Here is a 21,695-nt window from a genome sequence, read left to right on the forward strand (position 1 = left end):
GGCTAAAAACACCCCAGAGAGGGAAAAGTCAGACAGAAAAGGAGTTCAAACAATGTCTCAAACTGCAGAAAAGAAAGCAGAATTAGGTGGCGCAGGCCTTCGTGGTCAAAGCGCAGGAAGCACAGCTTTATGTACTGTCGGAAAAACGGGAACTGGTTTAACTTATCGTGGATACGATATTACTGATCTTGCGAACAACGCACAGTTTGAAGAAGTGGCTCACCTTCTGTTACGCGGTCACTTGCCGAATCAACAAGAACTTGATGCGTACAAGACACACCTACTCAGCCTTAGAGGTTTGCCAGCCGAGCTAAAACAAGCTTTAGAGTTGATTCCTGCAAGCGCACACCCAATGGACGTAATGCGCACGGGTTGTTCTGTATTGGGTAACCTAGAGCAGGAAATGAGCTTCGAGGAGCAACTGAAAGCAACCGAACGTATGCTTGCCTTGTTCCCTGCCATCATCTGTTACTGGTACCGCTTTAGTCATGATGGCGTGCGTATCAACACCGAGGATCAGACTGAAGATTGCATCGGTGGTTACTTCTTGCGATTACTTACAGACAAAGCGCCATCTGCGCTGCACAAACAAGTGATGCATTGCTCGCTTATTCTTTATGCTGAACATGAGTTTAATGCTTCTACATTCGCAGCACGCGTTTGTGCATCAACGTTGTCAGACATCCATTCTTGTATCACGGCAGCAATCGGTACGCTTCGTGGACCACTTCACGGCGGCGCAAACGAAGCGGCGATGGAAATGATTGAAGATTGGCAAACGCCCGATGAGGCGGAAGCGAACATCATGAAAATGCTAGCCAATAAAGACAAGATCATGGGATTTGGTCATGCAATTTATCGTGAAAGTGACCCTCGCAACGCCTTAATAAAACGCTGGTCCAAAGAGCTATCGAAACAAGTTGGTGATACACATCTATATGCGGTTTCTGAGCGTGTTGAATCAGTGATGAAGCGAGAGAAAGGTCTGTTCTGTAATGCGGACTTCTTCCATGCATCGGCTTACCACTTCATGGACATTCCAACCAAACTATTCACCCCAATCTTTGTGATGAGTCGTTTAACGGGCTGGGCTGCACACGTTTATGAGCAACGTGCCAATAACCGCATCATTCGCCCAAGTGCTGATTACACGGGCCCAGATCATCAAGAATGGGTGCCTATCGAGAATCGCTAGCGCGAAGGTCAACGAGGGCATTATATGCTTTGGTTGACCACCTCCTTCCTTTGTCATTCTCTCTAACAGAGGAAGGAGATCCTCTCATCACTGTGTTTCTGGAGCAATGGAAAACCTTGATGAAGGCAAGATGTAAAGACTGAATGGAAGCAAACCATGAACACAAATATTAATACTCAATATCGTAAGCCGCTTCCGGGAACTCAACTGGATTATTTTGATGCACGCGAAGCCGTCAATGCCATTTCTCCTGGAGCCTATGAAACACTCCCTTATACCTCTCGCGTGCTAGCTGAGCAACTGGTCCGCCGCTGTGACCCGAACACATTGACAGATAGCCTGAAACAGTTAATTGAACGCAAACGCGATCTTGATTTTCCTTGGTATCCAGCACGCGTTGTTTGTCATGACATTCTTGGTCAGACCGCTCTAGTCGATTTAGCGGGTCTGCGCGATGCCATTTCAGATCAGGGCGGTGATCCTGCAAAAGTGAACCCAGTGGTTGAGACACAATTGATCGTTGACCACTCTTTAGCGGTTGAACATGCGGGCTTTGACCCTGATGCCTTCGACAAAAACCGCGCGATTGAAGAGCGCCGTAATGAAGACCGATTCCACTTTATTGAGTGGTGTAAAACAGCGTTTGAAAACGTCAGCGTGATTCCAGCTGGGAATGGCATCATGCACCAAATCAACTTGGAAAAAATGTCTCCTGTGGTACAAGCAAAGCAGGGCATTGCCTACCCAGACACCTGTGTGGGTACGGACAGTCACACGCCTCACGTAGACGCTCTTGGTGTTATTGCGATAGGTGTCGGTGGTCTGGAAGCAGAAACCGTCATGCTTGGCCGACCATCAATGATGCGTCTACCAGATATTGTCGGTGTCAAACTGACGGGTAAACGTCAACCGGGCATTACCGCAACGGATATTGTCCTCGCGATTACTGAGTTTCTGCGTAATGAGCGTGTGGTATCTTCATATCTTGAATTCTTCGGAGAAGGCGCACGTGATCTAACGATCGGAGACCGCGCAACGATTTCAAACATGACACCAGAATACGGCGCAACAGCTGGCATGTTTTATATTGATGAGCAGACCATCAATTACTTGAAACTAACTGGTCGAGATGAAGAACAAGTTGCTCTAGTAGAAAATTACGCAAAACAAACCGGTCTTTGGGCAGACGATCTTGATAGCGCCGTTTACGAGCGCGTACTTGAGTTCGATTTATCATCAGTTAGCCGTAACTTGGCTGGTCCGTCAAACCCTCATCGTCGTTTACCAACTTCTGAGTTGGCACAGCGCGGTATTTCTGGAGCGTGGGAAGAGAAAGAAGGCGAGTTGCCAGATGGTGCAGTGATCATCGCTGCTATTACCTCATGTACGAATACCAGTAACCCAAGAAACGTGGTTGCTGCTGGCCTTGTCGCGAAGAAAGCCAACGAACTTGGTCTTGTACGTAAACCTTGGGTGAAATCGTCTTTTGCTCCGGGTTCTAAAGTTGCACGCTTGTATCTGGAAGAAGCGGGCTTGTTACCAGAGCTAGAGAAGCTTGGCTTTGGCATTGTTGGTTACGCATGTACAACTTGTAACGGTATGAGTGGTGCGCTGGATCCAAAAATCCAACAAGAGATCATCGACCGTGATTTATATGCGACAGCGGTGCTTTCTGGTAACCGTAACTTTGATGGTCGAATCCATCCGTACGCCAAACAAGCTTTCTTGGCTTCACCACCATTGGTTGTCGCTTATGCGCTGGCCGGTACCATTCGTTTTGATATCGAGCGCGATGCACTGGGCACTGACCAACATGGCAAACCAATTTACTTAAATGATTTGTGGCCAAGCGATGAAGAGATCGATGCAGTTGTCGGTACTCATGTTAAACCTGAGCAGTTTAAGCAAGTTTACATTCAGATGTTTAAGCTGAATGATCAAGAGCAAAATCCCAACCCGCTGTACGACTGGCGTCCGATGAGTACCTATATCCGCCGACCACCGTACTGGGAAGGTGCGCTAGCGGGAGAAAGAACATTGTCTGGTATGCGTCCATTGGCGATTCTGGGCGACAACATCACCACTGATCACTTATCACCATCCAACGCGATTCTCGCAAGCAGCGCAGCAGGTGAATACTTAGCGAAAATGGGTGTGCCAGAAGAAGATTTCAACTCTTACGCGACTCACCGTGGTGACCACTTAACGGCGCAACGCGCGACCTTCGCTAACCCAAAGTTGTTCAATGAAATGGTGAAGGAAAACGGCGAAGTCGTGCAGGGATCTCTGGCGCGTGTAGAGCCAGAAGGGCAGGTGGTTCGTATGTGGGAAGCGATTGAAACCTACATGAATCGTAAACAACCATTGATCGTGGTGGCTGGCGCGGATTACGGTCAGGGGTCATCCCGTGACTGGGCAGCAAAAGGCGTTCGACTGGCAGGCGTAGAAGCCATTGTTGCTGAAGGCTTTGAGCGTATTCACCGTACTAACTTGGTTGGCATGGGCGTACTACCACTGCAATTTAAGCCAGGCGTTAACCGCAATACGCTAGAGCTGGGTGGTACGGAACTTTACGACGTGGTTGGAGAAATCAAGCCGGGCGCTGATTTAGCGCTGGTTATCACACGCAGCAACGGCGATAAAGTCGATGTTCCGGTTACTTGTCGCTTAGATACCGCTGACGAAGTTCACGTGTACAACGCAGGCGGTGTTCTGCAGCGTTTCGCGCAAGATTTCTTGGCACAATAAGGAGTGCGTATGTCAAATAATACTCCGAATCAAACAAGCCAAATAAAAGTGCCCGCGACGTACATGCGTGGCGGCACGAGTAAAGGTGTCTTTTTCAACCTAGAGGATTTACCTCAAGAAGCGCAAGTGGCTGGAGCCGCACGTGACAAACTGTTGCTACGCGTTATCGGCAGCCCTGATCCTTACGCGAAGCAAATTGATGGCATGGGGGGCGCGACGTCAAGCACCAGTAAAACAGTGATTGTTTCGCGCAGCAGCAGAGCCGATCACGATGTTGACTACTTATTTGGTCAAGTGTCGATCGACAAACCATTCGTCGATTGGAGTGGTAACTGCGGCAACTTGTCTGCGGCAGTTGGTCCCTTCGCCATTCATGCTGGGCTGATTCCACAAGATCGCATTCCAGAAAATGGCATTGTGACGGTGCGTGTTTGGCAGGTGAACATCAGCAAAACCATCTTGATTCACGTTCCAATTGTTAATGGTTTTGTCCAGGAAACCGGCGAGTTTGAGCTTGATGGCGTGACGTTTCCAGCCGCTGAGATTCAAGTCGATTTCGTTGACCCTTCTGATGGCGAAGGCAGCATGTTCCCAACAGGCAACTTAGTCGATGATTTAGTGGTACCGGACGTAGGTACGTTTAACGCGACCTTTATTAACGCGGGCATACCAACCATTTTTATTGATGCTGAATCGATAGGATATCAGGGCACCGAGCTGCAAGACGATATCAACAACGATGACACAGCATTAGCGATGTTCGAATCCATCCGCGCATATGGCGCGTTAAAAATGGGCCTGATTTCTGATTTAGAAGAAGCTCAAACACGCCAACATACGCCGAAAATAGCGTTTGTTTCTAAACCGAAAAGTTACCTGTCTTCAAGTGGTAAAGCCGTTAATGAGTCGGATATTGATGTGCTCGTTCGCGCGCTGTCGATGGGCAAGCTACATCATGCAATGATGGGAACAGCAGCCGTTGCTATTGCTTCTGCTGCGTGTGTGCCCGGAACGTTAGTGAATTTAGCCGCTGGTGGCGGTGAAAAAGAGTCCGTGACTTTTGGTCACCCGTCAGGAACGTTAAAAGTTGGGGCACAAGCGAAGCGAACTGAGCAGGGCTGGGTGGTGCAAAAAGCCATTATGAGCCGAAGTGCGAGAATACTGATGGAGGGATTTGTGCGTGTACCCTTCTATGTCTTCGATTAAAAAAGACGATCTTTGGATTAAAAGAGCGATCTTTGAGTAGAACGAGAGCAATGTCAGGACATACTGGAGGAAGCAATATGTCTTCATACGAAAAAGAATACTTATGGGCGAAGAATGAACCGGAGAGTTTTTGGCGCGCTCAAGCGGAGAATCTCGATTGGTTTGAATCTCCTAAAACTATCTTGAAATCTGATGAAAACGGCATAGAACGTTGGTTTCCAGATGGTGTAATGAATACGTGCTGGTTAGCATTAGATTACCATTGCGAGCAAGGACGCGGTGATAATACTGCACTCATTTATGACTCGCCAGTGACAGGTCGTAAAGCCACGTACACCTATAGCGACCTACGTGACCAAGTAGCCAAAATTGCTGGCATGCTGTCTGCTCAAGGTGTTGAAAAAGGCGACCGAGTCGTTATTTACATGCCGATGATCCCTGAAGCCGCAATGGCGATGCTTGCCTGCGCGCGTTTGGGGGCGATTCATTCCGTAGTATTCGGCGGTTTTGCACCTAATGAGCTTGCTGTACGAATTGAAGATGCAGAGCCGAAAGTGATCATGACGGCGTCGTGCGGGATTGAGATCAACAAAGTCATTCCATACAAACCAATGGTAGACAAAGCCATTATGGACAGCCGTTGGAAGCCTGAGAAAGTGTTTGTTTTCCAACGTCCAGAGTGCGACGCTGAGCTAAACCAAGAAAGAGACTTAGATTTGCAGCGAGAGTACAAACAAGCGCTGCCACATGGTTGTGTTCCGGTGTTAGCAACCGATCCGCTCTACATACTTTATACATCAGGTACGACAGGTAAGCCGAAAGGCGTTGTGCGTGATAACGGTGGCCATGCTGTCGCGATGAAGTACTCCATGAGCGCAATCTATAACATTCCTCAAGATGGCGTCTTTTGGGCGGCATCTGATGTGGGCTGGGTAGTAGGGCACTCTTACATTGTTTACGCTCCACTGATTCACGGTTGCACTACTATCCTATTCGAAGGCAAGCCTGTTCGAACACCGGATCCTGGCGCATTTTGGCGAGTGTGTGATGAATATAAAGTAGATGCGTTGTTCTCTGCACCAACGGCGTTTCGTGCGATTAAGAAAGAGGACCCGGAAGGCGAGCACTTAAAACAGTACGACTTGTCGAATCTGAAAAACATCTTTATGGCGGGAGAACGCCTTGACCCTCCGACACTGGAGTGGGTTCAGAGCAAAGCGGACAAGCCCGTTATTGACCACTGGTGGCAAACCGAGACGGGCTGGGCCATCGCTGGCAACCCGACAGGTGTCGAAATGATGCCAGTTAAAGCTGGTTCTTCGACGAAGCCCATTCCGGGCTATCAGGTCGAAATTCTGAATGAACTTGGAGAGGCTGTCGGGCCTAACCAACAAGGCTTTGTCGCATTAAAACGTCCGCTACCACCAAGTTGTCTGCCAACGGTTTGGCGTAATCATGACCGTTTTGAAACTGGTTATCTTAGCCAGTTCCCAGGCTACTACGTGTCTGGTGATGGTGGCTATCTGGATGAAGACGGTTACCTGTTTATTATGGGACGTATTGATGACGTGATTAATGTCGCGGGACACCGATTGTCGACAGGTGAAATGGAAGAAATAGTAGGAGGCCACCCAGCGATTGCAGAATGTGCGGTGGTCGGTATCCACGATGATCTAAAAGGTCAGCTTCCACTTGGTTTTGTTGTACTGAAAGACGGCGTCAAAGTGGATGAGCTAGACCTTGAAGGTGAGCTTGTTGGCAAAGTGCGTAGTGAGATAGGTGCAGTTGCTTGCTTCAAGCATGCGTTGGTTGTAGACCGTTTACCGAAAACACGTTCAGGTAAAATTTTGCGTCGAACTATACGTCAAATAGCTGATGGTGAAAAATACACCGTTCCGTCAACGATTGATGACCCAAGTAGCTTGAACGAAATTGAGCGAGTGCTACGACGCTGAGAAAAACTCAATTCTAACTAACCCCTGATCCTCGAACTCTGTTGGTTGGTTCTGCCTCTGTACGTTTATTAAGTGCAGGGGCCTTTTTGTTGTTCAAACAGTACAAACGTATCGTGAAAGCATTTGTGACTTGCCAATACGACGTTTTCCTCACAAACTACAGCCATTCCATTTTTAGTGACCCTTTGTATGACCACGTTTGCGATTAAACCTGCGTGTTTTAGCGACCTAGAGTTGCTCAACGATCTTATGTTCGAGCTTCATGATGAGCATCATCTTCAATCTCCTGAGCTTTTCAAAACGGCAGAGGAGATAGAACAAGAAAAAAGCATTGCTCGATATATTGACGACCCTGAGTGCCTTGTTTACGTAGCAAAACAAGGAGATGAAATTATTGGCTTTATCTCTGGTCACTTCTGTGAACTTATTTCTACCGTCAGCCAGCCAGTTATGATGGGAAGTGTGGATGAGCTCTATGTGCTGCCTGAATATCGAAAACAAGGTACGGCGCAGGCATTGATTAATAAAATTGAGTCAACGTTCTCTGATTACGGTGCAAAACAGATGTTTGTTGAAGTATGGCATTTTAACCAGGGCGCAATATCTTTGTATGAAAAACAAGGATTTGCACATCATATCCACTATTTAAGAAAACCGCTGAACGAATAATCGTATTTAACTTTAATATTGTGATTTAGGTTCTATCGAATTGAAATCATTCAGTTCGTCAATAGACTTTTCTCTATAAGTTGCTCGCAATGTTAACAAATTGATATGCACCCACATTGGTATCGGCGTTTTTGTCTGCTTGTTTATTAGTAGCACGAGGATCGTGCTTACAAAAACAAGAGGACAATATTTTGAAACTAACAAAATCGTTACTTGCTTTAGCCGTTTTGCCAATGTTCGCAAGTGCTAATGATTTGTCACAGACGCAGAATCATACCATCCAACCCCAGATCGTAGGGCGGAGTAACTGCCGACCCACGTGACTGGAAATTCTACACCCAAATTGTTAGTCGTTATGGTAACCGATCATATTGTGGGGCCAGTTATATCGGGAATGGTTACGTCCTGACTGCTGCGCATTGTGTTGAGGGTGATTCTCCGAATCAGATAGCGGTTAAAATCGGCGGCGTTGTTTATAACGGTAGTGACGGTGTTCGTGCAAACGTCAGTGAGATCCATATGCACCCGGCATATCGCCGCGCGACGCTTTCTCATGACCTCGCGGTATTGAAGCTCGACTCTGTGCCTCAAGGTGTTTCTTCAGTTGAGATTGCGAATGGCAGTCTAACGCAATACGCGAGCATCGGAGATTGGCTTAGTGTTGCTGGCTTAGGGCGAACTTCTGAAGGAGGAATCTCTCCGTCTCGATTGCAAGAGGTTGACGTCCCACTTGTGTCGGATATGACTTGCCGTCAAGCCGGTGGCAACTACACAACGGTTGGAGAAGTGTCATTCTGTGCGGGTATTCCTCAAGGTGGGATAGATTCTTGTCAGGGAGATAGTGGAGGTCCAATCGTCATTAATCGTAGTGGTGTAATTACTCAACTTGGTGTGGTCAGTTGGGGAATAGGTTGTGCTCGTCCTGGTATGTATGGGGTTTATAGCGATATCGTTGCTATGCGCAATTTTGTCGATGGCGTTATCGGAACAGCAACACCACCAAAAGAAAATGTTTCTGTTGGATACACCACTGAACAGACACTGGCATCATTTAATGTTGGGGAGTTACAGCAACATAGCTTTGTTATCCAGAATTCAGGGAGCACCACGTTCACTGTGGAAAATGTTCGCGCGTTTGCTTCGGGTGTTACTGATGCAGCTGTTATTGCCAATGATCAGTGCTCTCAGGCGACGTTAGCAATGAATGCAAGTTGTCGTGTTGATGTTGAATTTGGTGCTACTCAGAGCGGAGAAGCAAGAGTGGTTTTGAACTTCAACATTGATAAGACCAGCACACAATACCAAGCGTTAGTATCCGCTCAAGCGAAAACGGTGACAACGCCTCCCACAGATAGCTGTACAACTGTATGGCAAGCCAGCTTAGTGTATCTCAAAGGAGATACGGTCACTTGGAATGGTAAAGTTTGGCAAGCGCAGTGGTGGACTCAAGGTGATAATCCAGCAGACTCAGGGCCTTGGGGTGTTTGGCAAAAAGTAGGCGATGCGAATTGCACGTCTAACTAACTATCGGGCCAGTGAATTTGATTCGTTGACCATGAGATAAGATTCATTCTTGGTTTCAACGATCAGTACATAGTTATCATAACTGGGGTTTATTGTTTGCGAATAATAAGCCCTTTTTTATTGTGTCAACTATGAGAACCCACAAAATGTGTATGACTTTGTCCTGACGTTATCTTTATATAACTGGCAGAATTGCGATCAACATTTTATGTTTTGTCTGATTTTTGTCAGGTTTGCATTAAATTATTCTCCAGTGAGCGTTGAGATCAGGTTTTACGCGATCAACTCAGTTTGGCATAACTCGTTACTTAATTTTTGTCGAAAAAGATAAGATTAACTGCCATGATTCATTGGTTATCATTATGTTTATTTAAGGTCATATTTTGTGTTGAGACAGCTGTTATTACTCATCCTTTGTTTTATTTTGTTACCTGTTTCACCGATCTCTACGGCTAAAGCCACTGCGAGCGAAGTTAAAGGAGCGCTCTGTATTGTTCGCGCTGATGACAAGTTAGTGCTAGTTCATGAAGTATTAACGGATAAGATTTCTCTACCTGGCGGAACCATTATTGATGGTGAGTCTCCACAAGTTGCTGCTCAACGAGAAACGTGGGAAGAAACCGGTATAGTGGTTACGGTTGGAGAGGAGCTTGGCAGAACGGACACTGCGGTTTTTTACGACTGTATATCAGACTCTGACATTATCGCTTTTTCTATGAATAATTCTTTAGGTGGAAATGAACTGCCTATTTGGTTTGCCCCTCATTATGGAGTAGAAGTTGCGTCAGCGATGCTGCTTAGCCCATCTGAATTACCATCATCTTTGTATCGTTACCCTGAGCAATGGCCACAAGTCACTCAGTTTTTTGATCAAGCTACCAAGCAATCAGTATCTTATGTGACTCAGCTGATCGAATCCGCGCCTTCATTTCGTCAGGTTGAATTGGCGTGGCTGATAGATTTACAGAGTTGGGTAGGGGCGTTGTCAGAAACGAGTTACGAGGTAGCTAGTCAGATCTCGAAACTGGTTATAGACCTGACAGAACCGACGGTACTACTCTTTCTATTTCCTTTTGCCATGATGCGCTTTGGTAGCCGGTTTGTGTACCGACTCTTTTTTGCAATTAGTGCAACGTCGCTTATGGTGCTTGTCGCTCAACAAGGCTTTTCGTTACCGCGCCCACAAGTCTATATACCAATGATGGAGTTAACGCACAGCTTTGGCTTTAGTTTTCCTAGCTTGCCTATCGCTGTGTGGTTTTGTGTTCTGACGTTCTTGTTTCATAGAACCCAGTATTTCGGTTTGAATGGAACAACGGCAGTCTTCGTGTTCATCACTCTTACAGTGGTGTTAGGTAAGTTTTTCCTCGGCAGTGCCTTTATTTTAGATATGTTATTTGGCGCGCTGTTAGGCAGCTTGGTGGCTTGGCATGTTCTTCGATTGGAAACAAATCAAGATGTGAACGTTGATCAAGTTCTAAGCTCAAAAGGCGTCTGGTTCATTATGACTGCGGCAACAGCGGTCATCTCCGTCATCTGGCCATTACCTGTGTTTGGTCGCTGGCTAGCAATTTTAATCACTGCATCAGCGTTGGTCATGACATTTAAAGAGTCGAAAGCACATTTAGATACTCGGCAGATGATCTTTGTGACGCTGGCATTGTTGCTTGTTGATCAACTCTATTTGTACTCGGCTAATATCGTATCGTTTAGCGGTTTGTGGTCATTAGTCTTGTCGACGTTACATTATCCATTATTAATGTTGTTATTTATGCTGCTTGCAAGGAAGCTGACTTGTGAAAACCAACCGAGCAAAACGTTGCTAGATTGATGGCTGTATTTGTTATCTATTAGTATTTAAGTAAAAACAAAGCCTTGCATTACAGCAAGGCTTTTACACGTTTAGTCCACGAACAACGCCGCTTGCCTATCTTGGACGGCTAGGGATGTTAAACGTAAGAAGCTTAACGCAACAGACATGGCGGAAAGGACTATGCATTGAGCACGAACTTTTCTATAGCTTTAGCGACACCGTGCTCATCATTACTTGCCGTAATGTAGTCAGCGATTTGCTTGGTTTCTTCCATTGCATTTGCCATCGCGATACCAAGGCCAGCGTATTTCAGCATGTGGTGGTCATTTTCTGCGTCACCCATACAGATAACTTCTTCCGGTTTAATTCCCAGATACTCGGCAATTGCGGCAACACCAATACCTTTGTTGCTCGCAGGGTTAAGAAACTCAAGGAAAAACGGAGCGCTTTGAACAACCGTAAACGCTTCGCGCATTTCAGCTGGCAGTGCTGCTATAACTTCTGTTAGTTTGCTTGGCTCTGCAACCATCATAGCTTTGATGATTGGATGATCGTCTTCTAGTGATTCGAAGTTCATCTCGGTGACATTTAAGCCATTTATCTTTGCTTCAATATCGGTGTAAGGGTTGTGTTCGTTGGTGATTAAACCATGAACTTGACTAAAAGCATGGACGTACGCACCTAGCTCTTCGGCTTTTCGCGCCACCAATTTTGCAGCTTTACCATCTATGATTTGCTGGTGGATGATGTCGTTTGTGCCTACGTTCTTGACCATCGAACCGTTGTAGTAAAGAACAAAATCTCGATCGGAATGGATATTCAGTTCGTCGAGCTTGTCTTGCATTCCTTCTAATGGGCGACCAGAAGCGAGAACGACAGTAACGCCTGCTTCTCGAGCTTTTGCGATCGCTTGTTTGTTTTCTTCAGAAATGGCTTTATCACTATTGAGTAGCGTGCCATCCATATCTAGTGCGATCAGTTTATACATCATTTCTTACCTTAAAGTTTTTTGGGAGCTGTCAGTGAATAAGGCTTGGTTTAACGTTAACCAGAAACCTATATTCATTACGCTATGAAACTACAAAATGGTCTATTTTAACAATTAATTTTTGGTTTAAATTGACCTAGACACGCGTGTCCATTATGGTCTTCGCCTCGAAATGTTATGAGTTGAGTGAGTTCTGCGTTGTATAAGCTAAATGAGATGTTTGAAACCATCCAAGGGGAAGGGGTTTTCACTGGAGTCCCTGCTGTTTTTGTTCGGCTTCAAGAGTGTCCGGTTGGTTGCTCATGGTGCGATACCAAACAAACGTGGTATGCAGATGAGAATGATCAACGTCAAATAGGCGATATTCTGGTGAAAACGGAAGACTCTCCGACGTGGTGTGTTGCATCTGCCGAGAACATCGTAGAGCAATATCAACAGCAAGGCTTTAATGCTAAGCATATCGTGATTACTGGTGGAGAGCCTTGTATTTATGATCTGCGCCCTTTAACAAAGGCGTTTGAAGATATGGGGTGCCAATGCCAAATTGAAACCAGTGGCACATCAGAAGTGATTACTTCAGAAAATACGTGGGTGACAGTGTCACCAAAAGTAGCAATGAAAGGTAAATTACCAGTGCTTAATAGCGCGTTAGAGCGGGCAAATGAGATTAAGCATCCAGTCGGTACCCAGAAAGACATCGACCACCTTGATGATCTTTTAGCAAATGCGAACGTGGCGGCTGAGACTATCATTGCACTACAACCAATTAGCCAGAAGCCTCGTGCTACGCAATTGTGTATTGATACGTGTATTGCCCGCAATTGGCGTTTGTCTGTTCAAACTCATAAATATTTGAGTATTGCTTAGACGAGAGACTCGTCATCATTCGAGGTAGCTTTTCTATCTAATCCCGGTTTCGCGAGTAATGCCGTTGGTAGCTTTGCTATCGAAACATTGTCGATATATCTAAACAATTTATAGCGTTGTAAAAGCTAAGCAGTGTTGGCTGTTGTGGTGTGGTGCTATCTTTGGTTCGACAATCGTTTCGCATTTAATTGATGCCACCAATCTGGCGGCATCAAAATGAAGCTCTGTTGGCTGGAGTTTCACGCTGAGATAAAACGTTTAGAAGCTAACGCAAAAGGTTTTATCCACCGCTATTACCGCTAACAAAGACTATTTGCTCGCTAAGTATTCTTCTAAGCCGCTTTGTCGCAGTAGGCACGCTGGGCATTCACCACAGCCTTTACCAACGATTCCGTTGTAACATGTTAAAGTATTGTTTTGGACAAACTCCAACATATTATGCTTATCAGCTAGAGCCCAGGTCTCGGCTTTAGTAAGCCACATTAAAGGAGTCTTAATATTGAAGGCTTTATCCATACCTAAATTGCAAGAGAGATTTAGAGAGCGAATAAAGTTGTCTCGGCAGTCAGGGTAACCACTAAAGTCTGTTTCGCAGACTCCCGTAATGATGTCTTGAATGCCAAGCTGGTAAGCATGGATACATGCGTAAGTAAGAAAGAGAATGTTTCTCCCTGGAACGAATGTATTGGGTACGTTAGCGTCGCTTAAGTCATTAGATACCGGAATGTTGTCTCTTGTCAGAGAGCTTATCGCTAACTCATTAATTGATTTTACATCCAGGACTTTGTGGCTTTTGATGTTAAGTTGCTTACCTAATTCGATAGCGATATCTATTTCATCTGAATGACGCTGGCCATAATCAAACGTTATAGCATGAACTTCATCATATGTATTTAATGCATCGATTAAGCAGGTCGTAGAGTCCTGCCCACCGGAAAAAACCACAAGTGCTTTTGTTGTAGCCATGTTGAACCCTTAGTTATGCTCTTTGATTCTTTGGTATTGATACGTATTCTTAGGCGTTTAATCCCAATTACGTACTCGACTTCGTGGCGATTGCGTCTGCAATCAGCTGGGCTGTGCTCTCAAGCACTCTTTGCTTGTCATCATTTGACAGCTTGTGGAGATTCACAGCAAGTTCAGCGGTGATTTCATCTTCACAAAAAAAATAGTTTAGAGGTACGTTTAGCTCATCTGCGATAAGTTTGAGCGTTTTTACGTCGGGAGTATGGCGCTCCCTTTCGTATTGGTTCATCCTTGCACTTGCAGAACTATCATCCATGCCGATACGGATGCCCAGTGCTTTTTGGGACAGATTCGCTTGTTTACGCGCATGCTTAAGGCGGGCTGGGAGTGGGTTATTAAACAACACTTAAAGTTCATACGAAGGACTTGGATGACTAAGATTATCTTAGTTTTTCTGATTTGTGTATACTAAGTAATGCTTAGTTATTGCCGAGGTCGCCAAGGCCGTGTATGTATAGCTAAACAAGATTTCGTATCTTTAGGTTGATTAAGTGACGTTGAATCTACTTCTTCAAAAACTGCCGTATGGAGGCGCGGGAGGAGCGAGTAAGGGCACGAGAAACCGCAGCGATTTGTAGAGCAGAATTTGCTCTTCACATAAACGTAGTCGTCTAAGTTGAAGAGCAATATTGTTCTTGATGATCAACTATATACTTAAGTAAATAACTGTGTCGCACAATAGATCAGAGCTGCTGCTAAGCTCATATTGATGACTTTGCCATATCTCTGGAATTGCGATTGAAGTAGCTTTCCTGCAACGGCCCAAACTACGTTGCTAAGAAGTGCGATCAAAGCAAGAATGAGGCTAGTCGCTAAGATCCAGTAGATATTCTGAGTGTGGGGCAGTACGAACGTAGAAATAGAGGTAATTCCATAAAGAATGATTTTCACATTAACGAACTGCAAACCTAAACCTGTTAAGAAACTGATACCTTTAGAATTATCCGATGAAGTTTTGATCTCACTCGTAGCAAGCCCCCAAGCCAACCAAACAATGTAAGCTGCTCCAATCCATGTTAGCCAAGGTGTAATCACGGGCAAGAGGCTGATCATGTTATACGTGAAAGCGCCACAAAGTAGCATCAAAACAACATAGCCACAAAACATCCCCGAAATCACTTTTGTAGAGCGTTTTAGTCCATATTGCGTCGCGATGCTGAGCGATAAAATGTTGTTTGGCCCTGGTGTAATTGAAGTAATGATTACGTAAGTAAAAAATGCGGTGTAGATGACGGTCATCTCTATCTCTCCTGTTTTTACTGCACTATACTTCGCTACAATTGATTAAAAAATTGAATAAATTAAAACTTAGACTTTTAATTTATTGAACTGTTGGTTGTGGAGTCTAGTCATGAATCTAAAACGCTTTCTTACTTTTAAAGCTATTGTTGAAGAAGGATCGTTTCTAAAAGCGTCACAGAAGCTTTATTGCACGCAATCAACCGTCACCTTTCAAATCAAGCAGTTGGAACAAGATCTGTCTTTGCAGCTGTTCGAAAAAATAGGGCGTAAGATGGTTTTGACTCAAGCAGGAGAAAAGATACTGCCTTACGTCTATGAACTGGCGCGAGTGATGGAAAATATTGAGGGAACAGCACAGCAAGAAAACTCGGAGCCGACCGGTGAATTGAAAGTGCTGGTTGCTGAGACTCAACTTGCTTATAAGATGGCTAATGTTTTAAAAGAGTTCAGGATCAGGGCGCCCAATGTCCGACTCTCTCTGCAATCACAAAATTGCTATCAGATTCGAGATGAGTTGATAGCGGATAAAGCTGATTTAGGTGTGTTTTATCGAGTAGGTAATGACGATACGCTCAAGGTCCACGAGTTTGAGCAGGAGCCACTGGTATTGGTTGCTTCACCGCTTTTAAAAGGGCTAGATTTAAAGAAGAGAGAGCAACATATTGATTTAGGGTTTATAAGCAATGGCCCTAAGTGCCTTTTTCGACGGATGTTTGAGAGCATTATTCAGGAGCGTGATATTAGCATCGACAACATGATCGAACTTAGCAGTATTAATACGATCAAAAATTGCGTTGAGAGTAATATTGGTATCTCTTACTTACCTCGTTTTACGGTTGAAAAAGAGTTGCAAGAGGGCAGTTTACAAGAGCTTGAATTCACCGAGTTTTCACAGATGATCAAGCCACTCTGTGCTTATCATGCTGGGAAGTGTGTGACGCCGGCGATGGAAGTCTTTATTGATTGTATGCGTAACGAGTATGAACGGTTTTCTACTTAGAGTCGGTGATCTTTAATATGTTCTATCTGACATAGTTTCGTTTTTACTCCTTTTTACTTTTTAAGTGGCTACTTATAATTTATTGATTTTTATTGCTTTGTTGTGAATCCGACTGTTGTGGGATGATAAATGGGATCTGAGGTGAAGAGCTATTTATTGACGGAAAGAGATAAGATATAAAAACGACGGCGTGTGATAACTAGATTAGATAAGGTTACATAATTAACAGTGTAATAAATGCCATTCTTTATGGATTATTTTCAACGAGACTTAATTGTTACGGTTCGTTATTATTAACTCGTTAACGCATCCATTGCTAGGAAGTTAACTTACGCATATTGTTTTTTTCATCATTTGCAGCAAATATAATTTGCTGCTTTTTTTTAACCAAAAAGTTCAAAGCTTGAACTACAAGCTCTGAACTCTTATTTATACTTAGTGATTTTCTACTTTAATAAGTAAAACACCGTTTAAAAGTATCGCGTAACCTAGTAACTCTAAGCTTTCTTCAACCAAGTTTTTCACATCTCTATTGTATGAGTTCCCCATGAACTCGACCCAAAAATCACCATACCCTGCAAAGCGTGAGAATAAGAAAACAATGAAAAATCCAATTGTTAATGTCGTGAAGCTAGAATGAGAAATGAAAAATTTTACCTCATTTTTTATGTTAACTATGTTATTAAAACAAAAATAACAGACCGAGACTATTATAATCCAAGCAGGGTACTTCCATGAACCGTGAGGAAAATACTGCTCTATGTGGTAGTCCATTTCTCTAACGAATATAACCATAAAAAATGAAGACATTATTACTAATATGTGTTTGAGTTCAAGATATTCCTTAGATTTATACAAACACATTAACGATGAAAAAAGCACAAATGCTATTTGAGTCATTTCTATAAGAGAGTTCTCCGATGTGCTTTTGTCCATTTGTACGCTAAAATAAATCGTTGCTAACGTATAAATAACCAAAAAAATAAGATAAGATATTTTATATACTAACAAACTAGTGACCGAGGTGTGTTTTTCTTTAATATACATCGTAACTTGTATAGGTGATGGATTTGTTAGTATTATAAATCAAGAATGTTTTATATTTAGTGAATTAAGCGCCATTTAGAATGGAACTTAATTCACTTAACATTAAACTTCTATGAATTTTAAATGTTCCTGTTTTAAATTATTGATTTTATTTGATTTTTATTTACTGTTAATTTTGGTTAAATAGAATCACCTAGCTTTTATTGAAATGCTTTTCCCATATTGGTGGTATGCCAATTTCTTCTTGAACGATATCAATGAATGCCCTAACCAATGGTGATTGCTGACGGTGTGAGTACATGGCATAAATATCACCAAAATCTTGAGTTTCATATTCTGGTAAAAGTTGAACTAAATTAGAAGACTCTAGGTTGTTAGGGAGCATAAATTGACCTATAAGTGCTGCGCCCAGACCTGACTTTACGCTTTCAATTATTAGCTCAGCTTCATTTACCATGTATGACCCTGATATTGGGTATGTATCTAAACCATCTGATTTTGCTTTGTCGTAGAATTTAAGTTTATCGACAATAAAATTACCATTTGAATAAATAATAAAAGGTAGCTTAACTAACTCATCAGGCGTTTCTGGGTTACCATGTTTTTCAATTAAATTTCGAGAAGCAATGATTGCAGTCGTATTTTTTGCTAATTTTCTTGCTACCATTGATGAATCCCTCATAGGTCCGATTCGAAAAGCAATATCAAAATTACTTCTAATCACGTCTACATGAAGATCATCTAGCATTAGTTCAACACTTGCTTTTGGGTACTTATGTAAAAACTTCTCTATCGAAGGTTGTAGATAGAGTTTTCCAAATAATGTTGAGCTTGAAATTCGTACTTTCCCTGAAGGCTCAGTCTGAAAGTTCTCCGCTATTTGTTGAGTATCATCAAGGAGTTGAGATATTTGGTCTGCTTTTTCTACTATTTGCTGGCCGACTTGTGTTAATGAAAGAGAGCGAGTCGTTCTGTTTAATAGCCTAACGCCTAAGTGCTCTTCTAACTGCTTGATGTGTTTAGATAAAACAGAGCGGTCGATATTCATCCCATCTGCTGCTTTTGCAAAAGATCCAGCTTTAGAGACTTCTAAAAGCAGGTGTAGTTTATTTGCTAAATCCACAATGTTTATCCAAGTTAGATATTAGCGTATTAGTTTCATGTATAACTGCTGCTCTGTCTAGAAATTATTAATATACTTAATAACCAAAAGAAAAGGGAGCAATAGCTCCCTTTAGTATGAATTTAAATGAGTATTTATATTATGGTTATAGTGTTTGACGTTTTTTGTTTCGACTGACTAACATATAAAAAACAGGTGTGAGTAGTAATCCAAATACCGTTACGCCTACCATACCCGAGAATACGGCAATACCCATTGCTTGTCGCATTTCCGCTCCGGCCCCTGTACCAATCATTAATGGAATAACACCAGCGGTAAATGCAATTGATGTCATTAGAATCGGCCGAAGACGTAAACGACATGCTTCCAAAATCGCTGATAAGGTATCTTGGCCATTGTCTTTAAGTTCTTTAGCGAACTCCACCATCAAGATGGCATTTTTACACGCTAGAGCCACAAGGACAATCAAAGCAATTTGTGTGAATATATTGTTGTCACCACCAATGAACCAAACACCTGCTAGTGCAGAAAAAATGGTCATAGGAACGATCAAAATGATAGCGAATGGCAGTTTTAAACTCTCGTACTGCGAAGCTAGCACCATGAAAACTAACAAAACAACAAGTGGGAATATATACACCATCGTGTTACCAGCCAAAATCTTCTGGTAGGTTACATCAGTCCATTCATAAACCATTCCCTCTGCTAGGTTTTTATCCAGTACTTCCTCAATAGCCGTTTGGGCTTGATCTGAACTGTAACCAAAAGCAGGACTGCCGTTTAGTTCTGCACTAGGGTAGCCGTTATAGTGCATCACGCGGTCAGGCCCAATCGTGGGTATGATCTCCAGTACAGCGCCGAGAGGAACCATTTGTCCGGCAGCATTTCTTACTTTGTAGTTAAGTATTTGGTCAGGTTCGAGACGATAGTTCATGTCTGCCTGGGCATTCACTTTGTATGTTCTACCAAACATATTGAAGTCATTGACGTATAATGATCCTAAATAAACTTGAAGCGCATCAAAAACCTGCTCTAGAGGAACACCTTGCAGCATCGCTTGTTCACGATCTATTTGGATGTCCATCTGCGGCACTTGTATGCGAAATGTAGAATATAATCCCATCAGCTCGGGTCTTGTTGATGCCTCACTTATTATCAAGTTCAATTGCTTGAAGAGCTCATCAAACCCTTTGTTCGCACGGTCTTCGATTTGAAGTTTAAAGCCGCCAGTAGAGCCAAGTCCTTGGATTGGTGGTGGTGGAAAAATCGCAACGAAGGCTTCATCAATGATTGAAAAGCTCTTATTCAAAGATGCAACAATCGCATTTGCTCCGAGAGTTGGATCATTTCGTTTATCGAAGTCCTCAAGCGTAACAAAAACGATGCCACTATTCGGACTGTTAGTAAAACCATTGACCGATAAGCCTGGGAAAGAAATGGTTTGTGCTACGCCAGGTGTTGCCAGCGCGAGGTTTTCCATTTCTTTAATAACGGACTCTGTTCGATCTAAACTTGCTGCATCTGGAAGTTGGGCGATCGCAACTAAATACTGCTTATCTTGTTGAGGAATGAATCCTCCAGGAACCGCTTTGAATAGAGAAACCGTTCCCCCGAGTAACGCAATGTATACCACCACAACAACAAGGCTATAGCGAATCAGCTTCTTGACCAGAGCTTGATATTGGTTCGAGCTATACTCAAAAATTCTATTGAATGGCGCAAAAACATACTTACCAAAAACCGCATCCAAGAGCTTGGTTAGCCGATCGGGTTTTGCGTTCTTATCTTGTAATAGCAGTGCTGATAAAGCAGGCGATAACGTCAACGAGTTAATTGCTGAAATAATCGTCGAGATCGTAATTGTTAGTGCGAACTGCTTATAAAACTGACCGGATAACCCTGTAATAAAGGTCGTCGGGATGAACACCGCACATAACACTAAAGCAATTGCAATAATTGGCCCGGTAACTTCGGTCATTGCTTGTTTCGTTGCTTCTAGTGGTGCAAGTCCATTATGGATGTTCCGTTCCACGTTTTCGACGACGACAATGGCGTCATCGACGACGATGCCTATGGCGAGAACAAGCCCAAACAACGAAAGCGTGTTAATCGATACTCCAAGCATTTGCATTACGGCGAACGTACCGATTAATGAAACAGGCACCGCAATGATAGGGATGATAGACGCGCGCCATGTTTGCAAAAACAAAATGACTACGACAACAACAAGTACAATTGCCTCTAGCAGAGTATGAACCACCGCGTCTATCGAACCACGAACAAAGACGGTCGGGTCGTAGGCTATTTCATATGAAACTCCAGCTGGAAAGGCTGTTTGTAAACGGTCCATGGTTGAACGAACCTGATTAGATAGCTCAATAGCATTAGCACCAGGGCGCTGGAATACGGGCATCGCCACCGCTGGTTTACCATTTAACAAGGCGCGCAGTGCATAAGAGTTTTGACCTAGCTCTACGCGTGCAACGTCTTTAAGACGTGTCAAAGCCCCTGTTTCGTCAACTTTTACTACAATGTCGTTGAATTCATCAATATTCTCCAAACGGCCCTTTACGTTCAACAAAACTTGGAATTGGTTTTCATTAGCGGCTGGTTGCGCACCTAATGAGCCTGCTGCCACCTGTTGGTTTTGAGATCGGACGGCTGAGACAACGTCCATTACGGTTAGATTTCTAGAAGCGAGCTCATCTGGATTTAACCACAAGCGCATTGAGTACTCATCACCACCGAAAAGGCGCACATCACCAACGCCTCCGAGCCGAGCTATCTCATCTTTCAAGTTTAAATTAGCGTAGTTAGCTAAATAACTGACTTCACGGCTAGAATCTGGAGAATATATATGCACAACCATAGTGAGATCAGGAGAGGCTTTTTCGGCAACAACTCCTAACCGTTGGACGGCTTCTGGTAATCGGGGCAAAGCTGTAGTGACGCGGTTTTGAATTTGAACCTGAGCTTTGTCCAAGTCCGTACCTAAAGCAAAGGTTACGGTCAATGTCATTCTGCCGTCACTGGTTGCCTGCGAAAACATATATAACATGTTTTCTGTACCATTAATTTCTTGCTCCAGAGGCGTAGCAACTGTTTCTGCGATTACTTTTGGGTTCGCACCAGGATAGTTTGCTGTAACTACCACTGTAGGAGGGACAACCTCTGGATATTCACTCACAGGCAACTGTAAAAGTGAAATTGCGCCTACTATTAATATCAATAGCGATAACATAGAGGCAAATATGGGTCTTTGAATAAAAAAGTGTGCAAATTTCATTCGGGT

The 21,695-nt window shown here is 43.6% G+C and carries 14 protein-coding genes and 1 pseudogene; 9 read left to right on the plus strand and 6 right to left on the minus strand.

Annotation, left to right across the window (positions count from 1 at the left end; translation table 11 throughout):
- Window positions 1–52: 52 nt before the first annotated feature.
- The 7 genes and pseudogenes from prpC to R8O11_RS11375 all read left to right on the plus strand — a co-directional run bounded on the left by prpC (window position 53) and on the right by R8O11_RS11375 (window position 11,128).
- Window positions 53–1,195 carry a 2-methylcitrate synthase gene (gene prpC / locus R8O11_RS11345; RefSeq protein ID WP_005377283.1) on the plus strand — a complete coding sequence of 381 codons (1,143 nt, stop codon included), beginning with the start codon at window positions 53–55 and terminating at the stop codon, window positions 1,193–1,195.
- Window positions 1,196–1,351: 156 nt separating this feature from the next.
- Window positions 1,352–3,943 carry a Fe/S-dependent 2-methylisocitrate dehydratase AcnD gene (acnD, locus tag R8O11_RS11350; RefSeq protein ID WP_318194150.1) on the plus strand — a complete coding sequence of 864 codons (2,592 nt, stop codon included), beginning with the start codon at window positions 1,352–1,354 and terminating at the stop codon, window positions 3,941–3,943.
- A 9-nt stretch (window positions 3,944–3,952) separates the two neighbouring features.
- The gene (prpF, locus tag R8O11_RS11355) at window positions 3,953–5,149 is read left to right on the plus strand and encodes a 2-methylaconitate cis-trans isomerase PrpF (protein WP_318194151.1); all 1,197 of its coding nucleotides are present in this window, start codon (window positions 3,953–3,955) and stop codon (window positions 5,147–5,149) included.
- A 77-nt stretch (window positions 5,150–5,226) separates the two neighbouring features.
- Entirely contained in the window at window positions 5,227–7,104 is a 1,878-nt protein-coding gene (locus tag R8O11_RS11360; protein ID WP_318194152.1) for a propionyl-CoA synthetase, read from the plus strand.
- Window positions 7,105–7,293: 189 nt separating this feature from the next.
- On the plus strand, window positions 7,294–7,773 hold the full coding sequence (locus R8O11_RS11365) for a GNAT family N-acetyltransferase (protein ID WP_005377290.1): 480 nt from the start codon (window positions 7,294–7,296) through the stop codon (window positions 7,771–7,773).
- A 191-nt stretch (window positions 7,774–7,964) separates the two neighbouring features.
- Window positions 7,965–9,297, plus strand: a pseudogene (locus R8O11_RS11370) (trypsin-like serine protease).
- A gap of 385 nt (window positions 9,298–9,682) precedes the next feature.
- Complete coding sequence (locus R8O11_RS11375; RefSeq protein ID WP_318194153.1) at window positions 9,683–11,128, plus strand: bifunctional NUDIX hydrolase/phosphatase PAP2 family protein; 1,446 nt, start codon at window positions 9,683–9,685, stop codon at window positions 11,126–11,128.
- Between the two features lie 160 nt (window positions 11,129–11,288).
- Here R8O11_RS11375 and R8O11_RS11380 read toward each other — a convergent pair whose 3' ends face one another.
- Window positions 11,289–12,098 (minus strand): Cof-type HAD-IIB family hydrolase, encoded by an 810-nt coding sequence (locus R8O11_RS11380; RefSeq protein WP_017821691.1) that lies wholly within the window; start codon window positions 12,096–12,098, stop codon window positions 11,289–11,291.
- A 216-nt stretch (window positions 12,099–12,314) separates the two neighbouring features.
- Between R8O11_RS11380 and queE the strand changes: the two genes are divergently transcribed.
- Entirely contained in the window at window positions 12,315–12,965 is a 651-nt protein-coding gene (gene queE, locus R8O11_RS11385; protein ID WP_005377296.1) for a 7-carboxy-7-deazaguanine synthase QueE, read from the plus strand.
- Window positions 12,966–13,274: 309 nt separating this feature from the next.
- Here the strand turns inward: queE and queC are convergent, their stop codons facing one another.
- The 3 genes from queC to eamB form a co-directional block, all read right to left on the minus strand.
- Window positions 13,275–13,931, minus strand: a complete 657-nt coding sequence (queC, locus tag R8O11_RS11390) for a 7-cyano-7-deazaguanine synthase QueC (RefSeq protein ID WP_005377298.1) — start codon at window positions 13,929–13,931, stop codon at window positions 13,275–13,277.
- Window positions 13,932–13,998: 67 nt separating this feature from the next.
- Entirely contained in the window at window positions 13,999–14,337 is a 339-nt protein-coding gene (locus R8O11_RS11395) for a helix-turn-helix domain-containing protein (RefSeq protein WP_005388200.1), read from the minus strand.
- A gap of 308 nt (window positions 14,338–14,645) precedes the next feature.
- Window positions 14,646–15,230 (minus strand): cysteine/O-acetylserine transporter, encoded by a 585-nt coding sequence (gene eamB, locus R8O11_RS11400; RefSeq protein WP_318194154.1) that lies wholly within the window; start codon window positions 15,228–15,230, stop codon window positions 14,646–14,648.
- 112 nt (window positions 15,231–15,342) lie between these two features.
- On the opposite strand from eamB, the gene R8O11_RS11405 reads away from it, so the two are divergent.
- Window positions 15,343–16,233: a LysR family transcriptional regulator gene (locus R8O11_RS11405; RefSeq protein ID WP_170897336.1), complete on the plus strand. Its 891-nt coding sequence runs from the start codon at window positions 15,343–15,345 to the stop codon at window positions 16,231–16,233.
- 1,240 nt (window positions 16,234–17,473) lie between these two features.
- Here R8O11_RS11405 and R8O11_RS11410 read toward each other — a convergent pair.
- Window positions 17,474–18,403 carry a LysR family transcriptional regulator gene (locus tag R8O11_RS11410; RefSeq protein ID WP_033906145.1) on the minus strand — a complete coding sequence of 310 codons (930 nt, stop codon included), beginning with the start codon at window positions 18,401–18,403 and terminating at the stop codon, window positions 17,474–17,476.
- 145 nt (window positions 18,404–18,548) lie between these two features.
- Window positions 18,549–21,689: an efflux RND transporter permease subunit gene (locus R8O11_RS11415; protein WP_176310989.1), complete on the minus strand. Its 3,141-nt coding sequence runs from the start codon at window positions 21,687–21,689 to the stop codon at window positions 18,549–18,551.
- Window positions 21,690–21,695 lie beyond the last annotated feature (6 nt).

This window comes from Vibrio sp. 1288, from assembly GCF_033344475.1.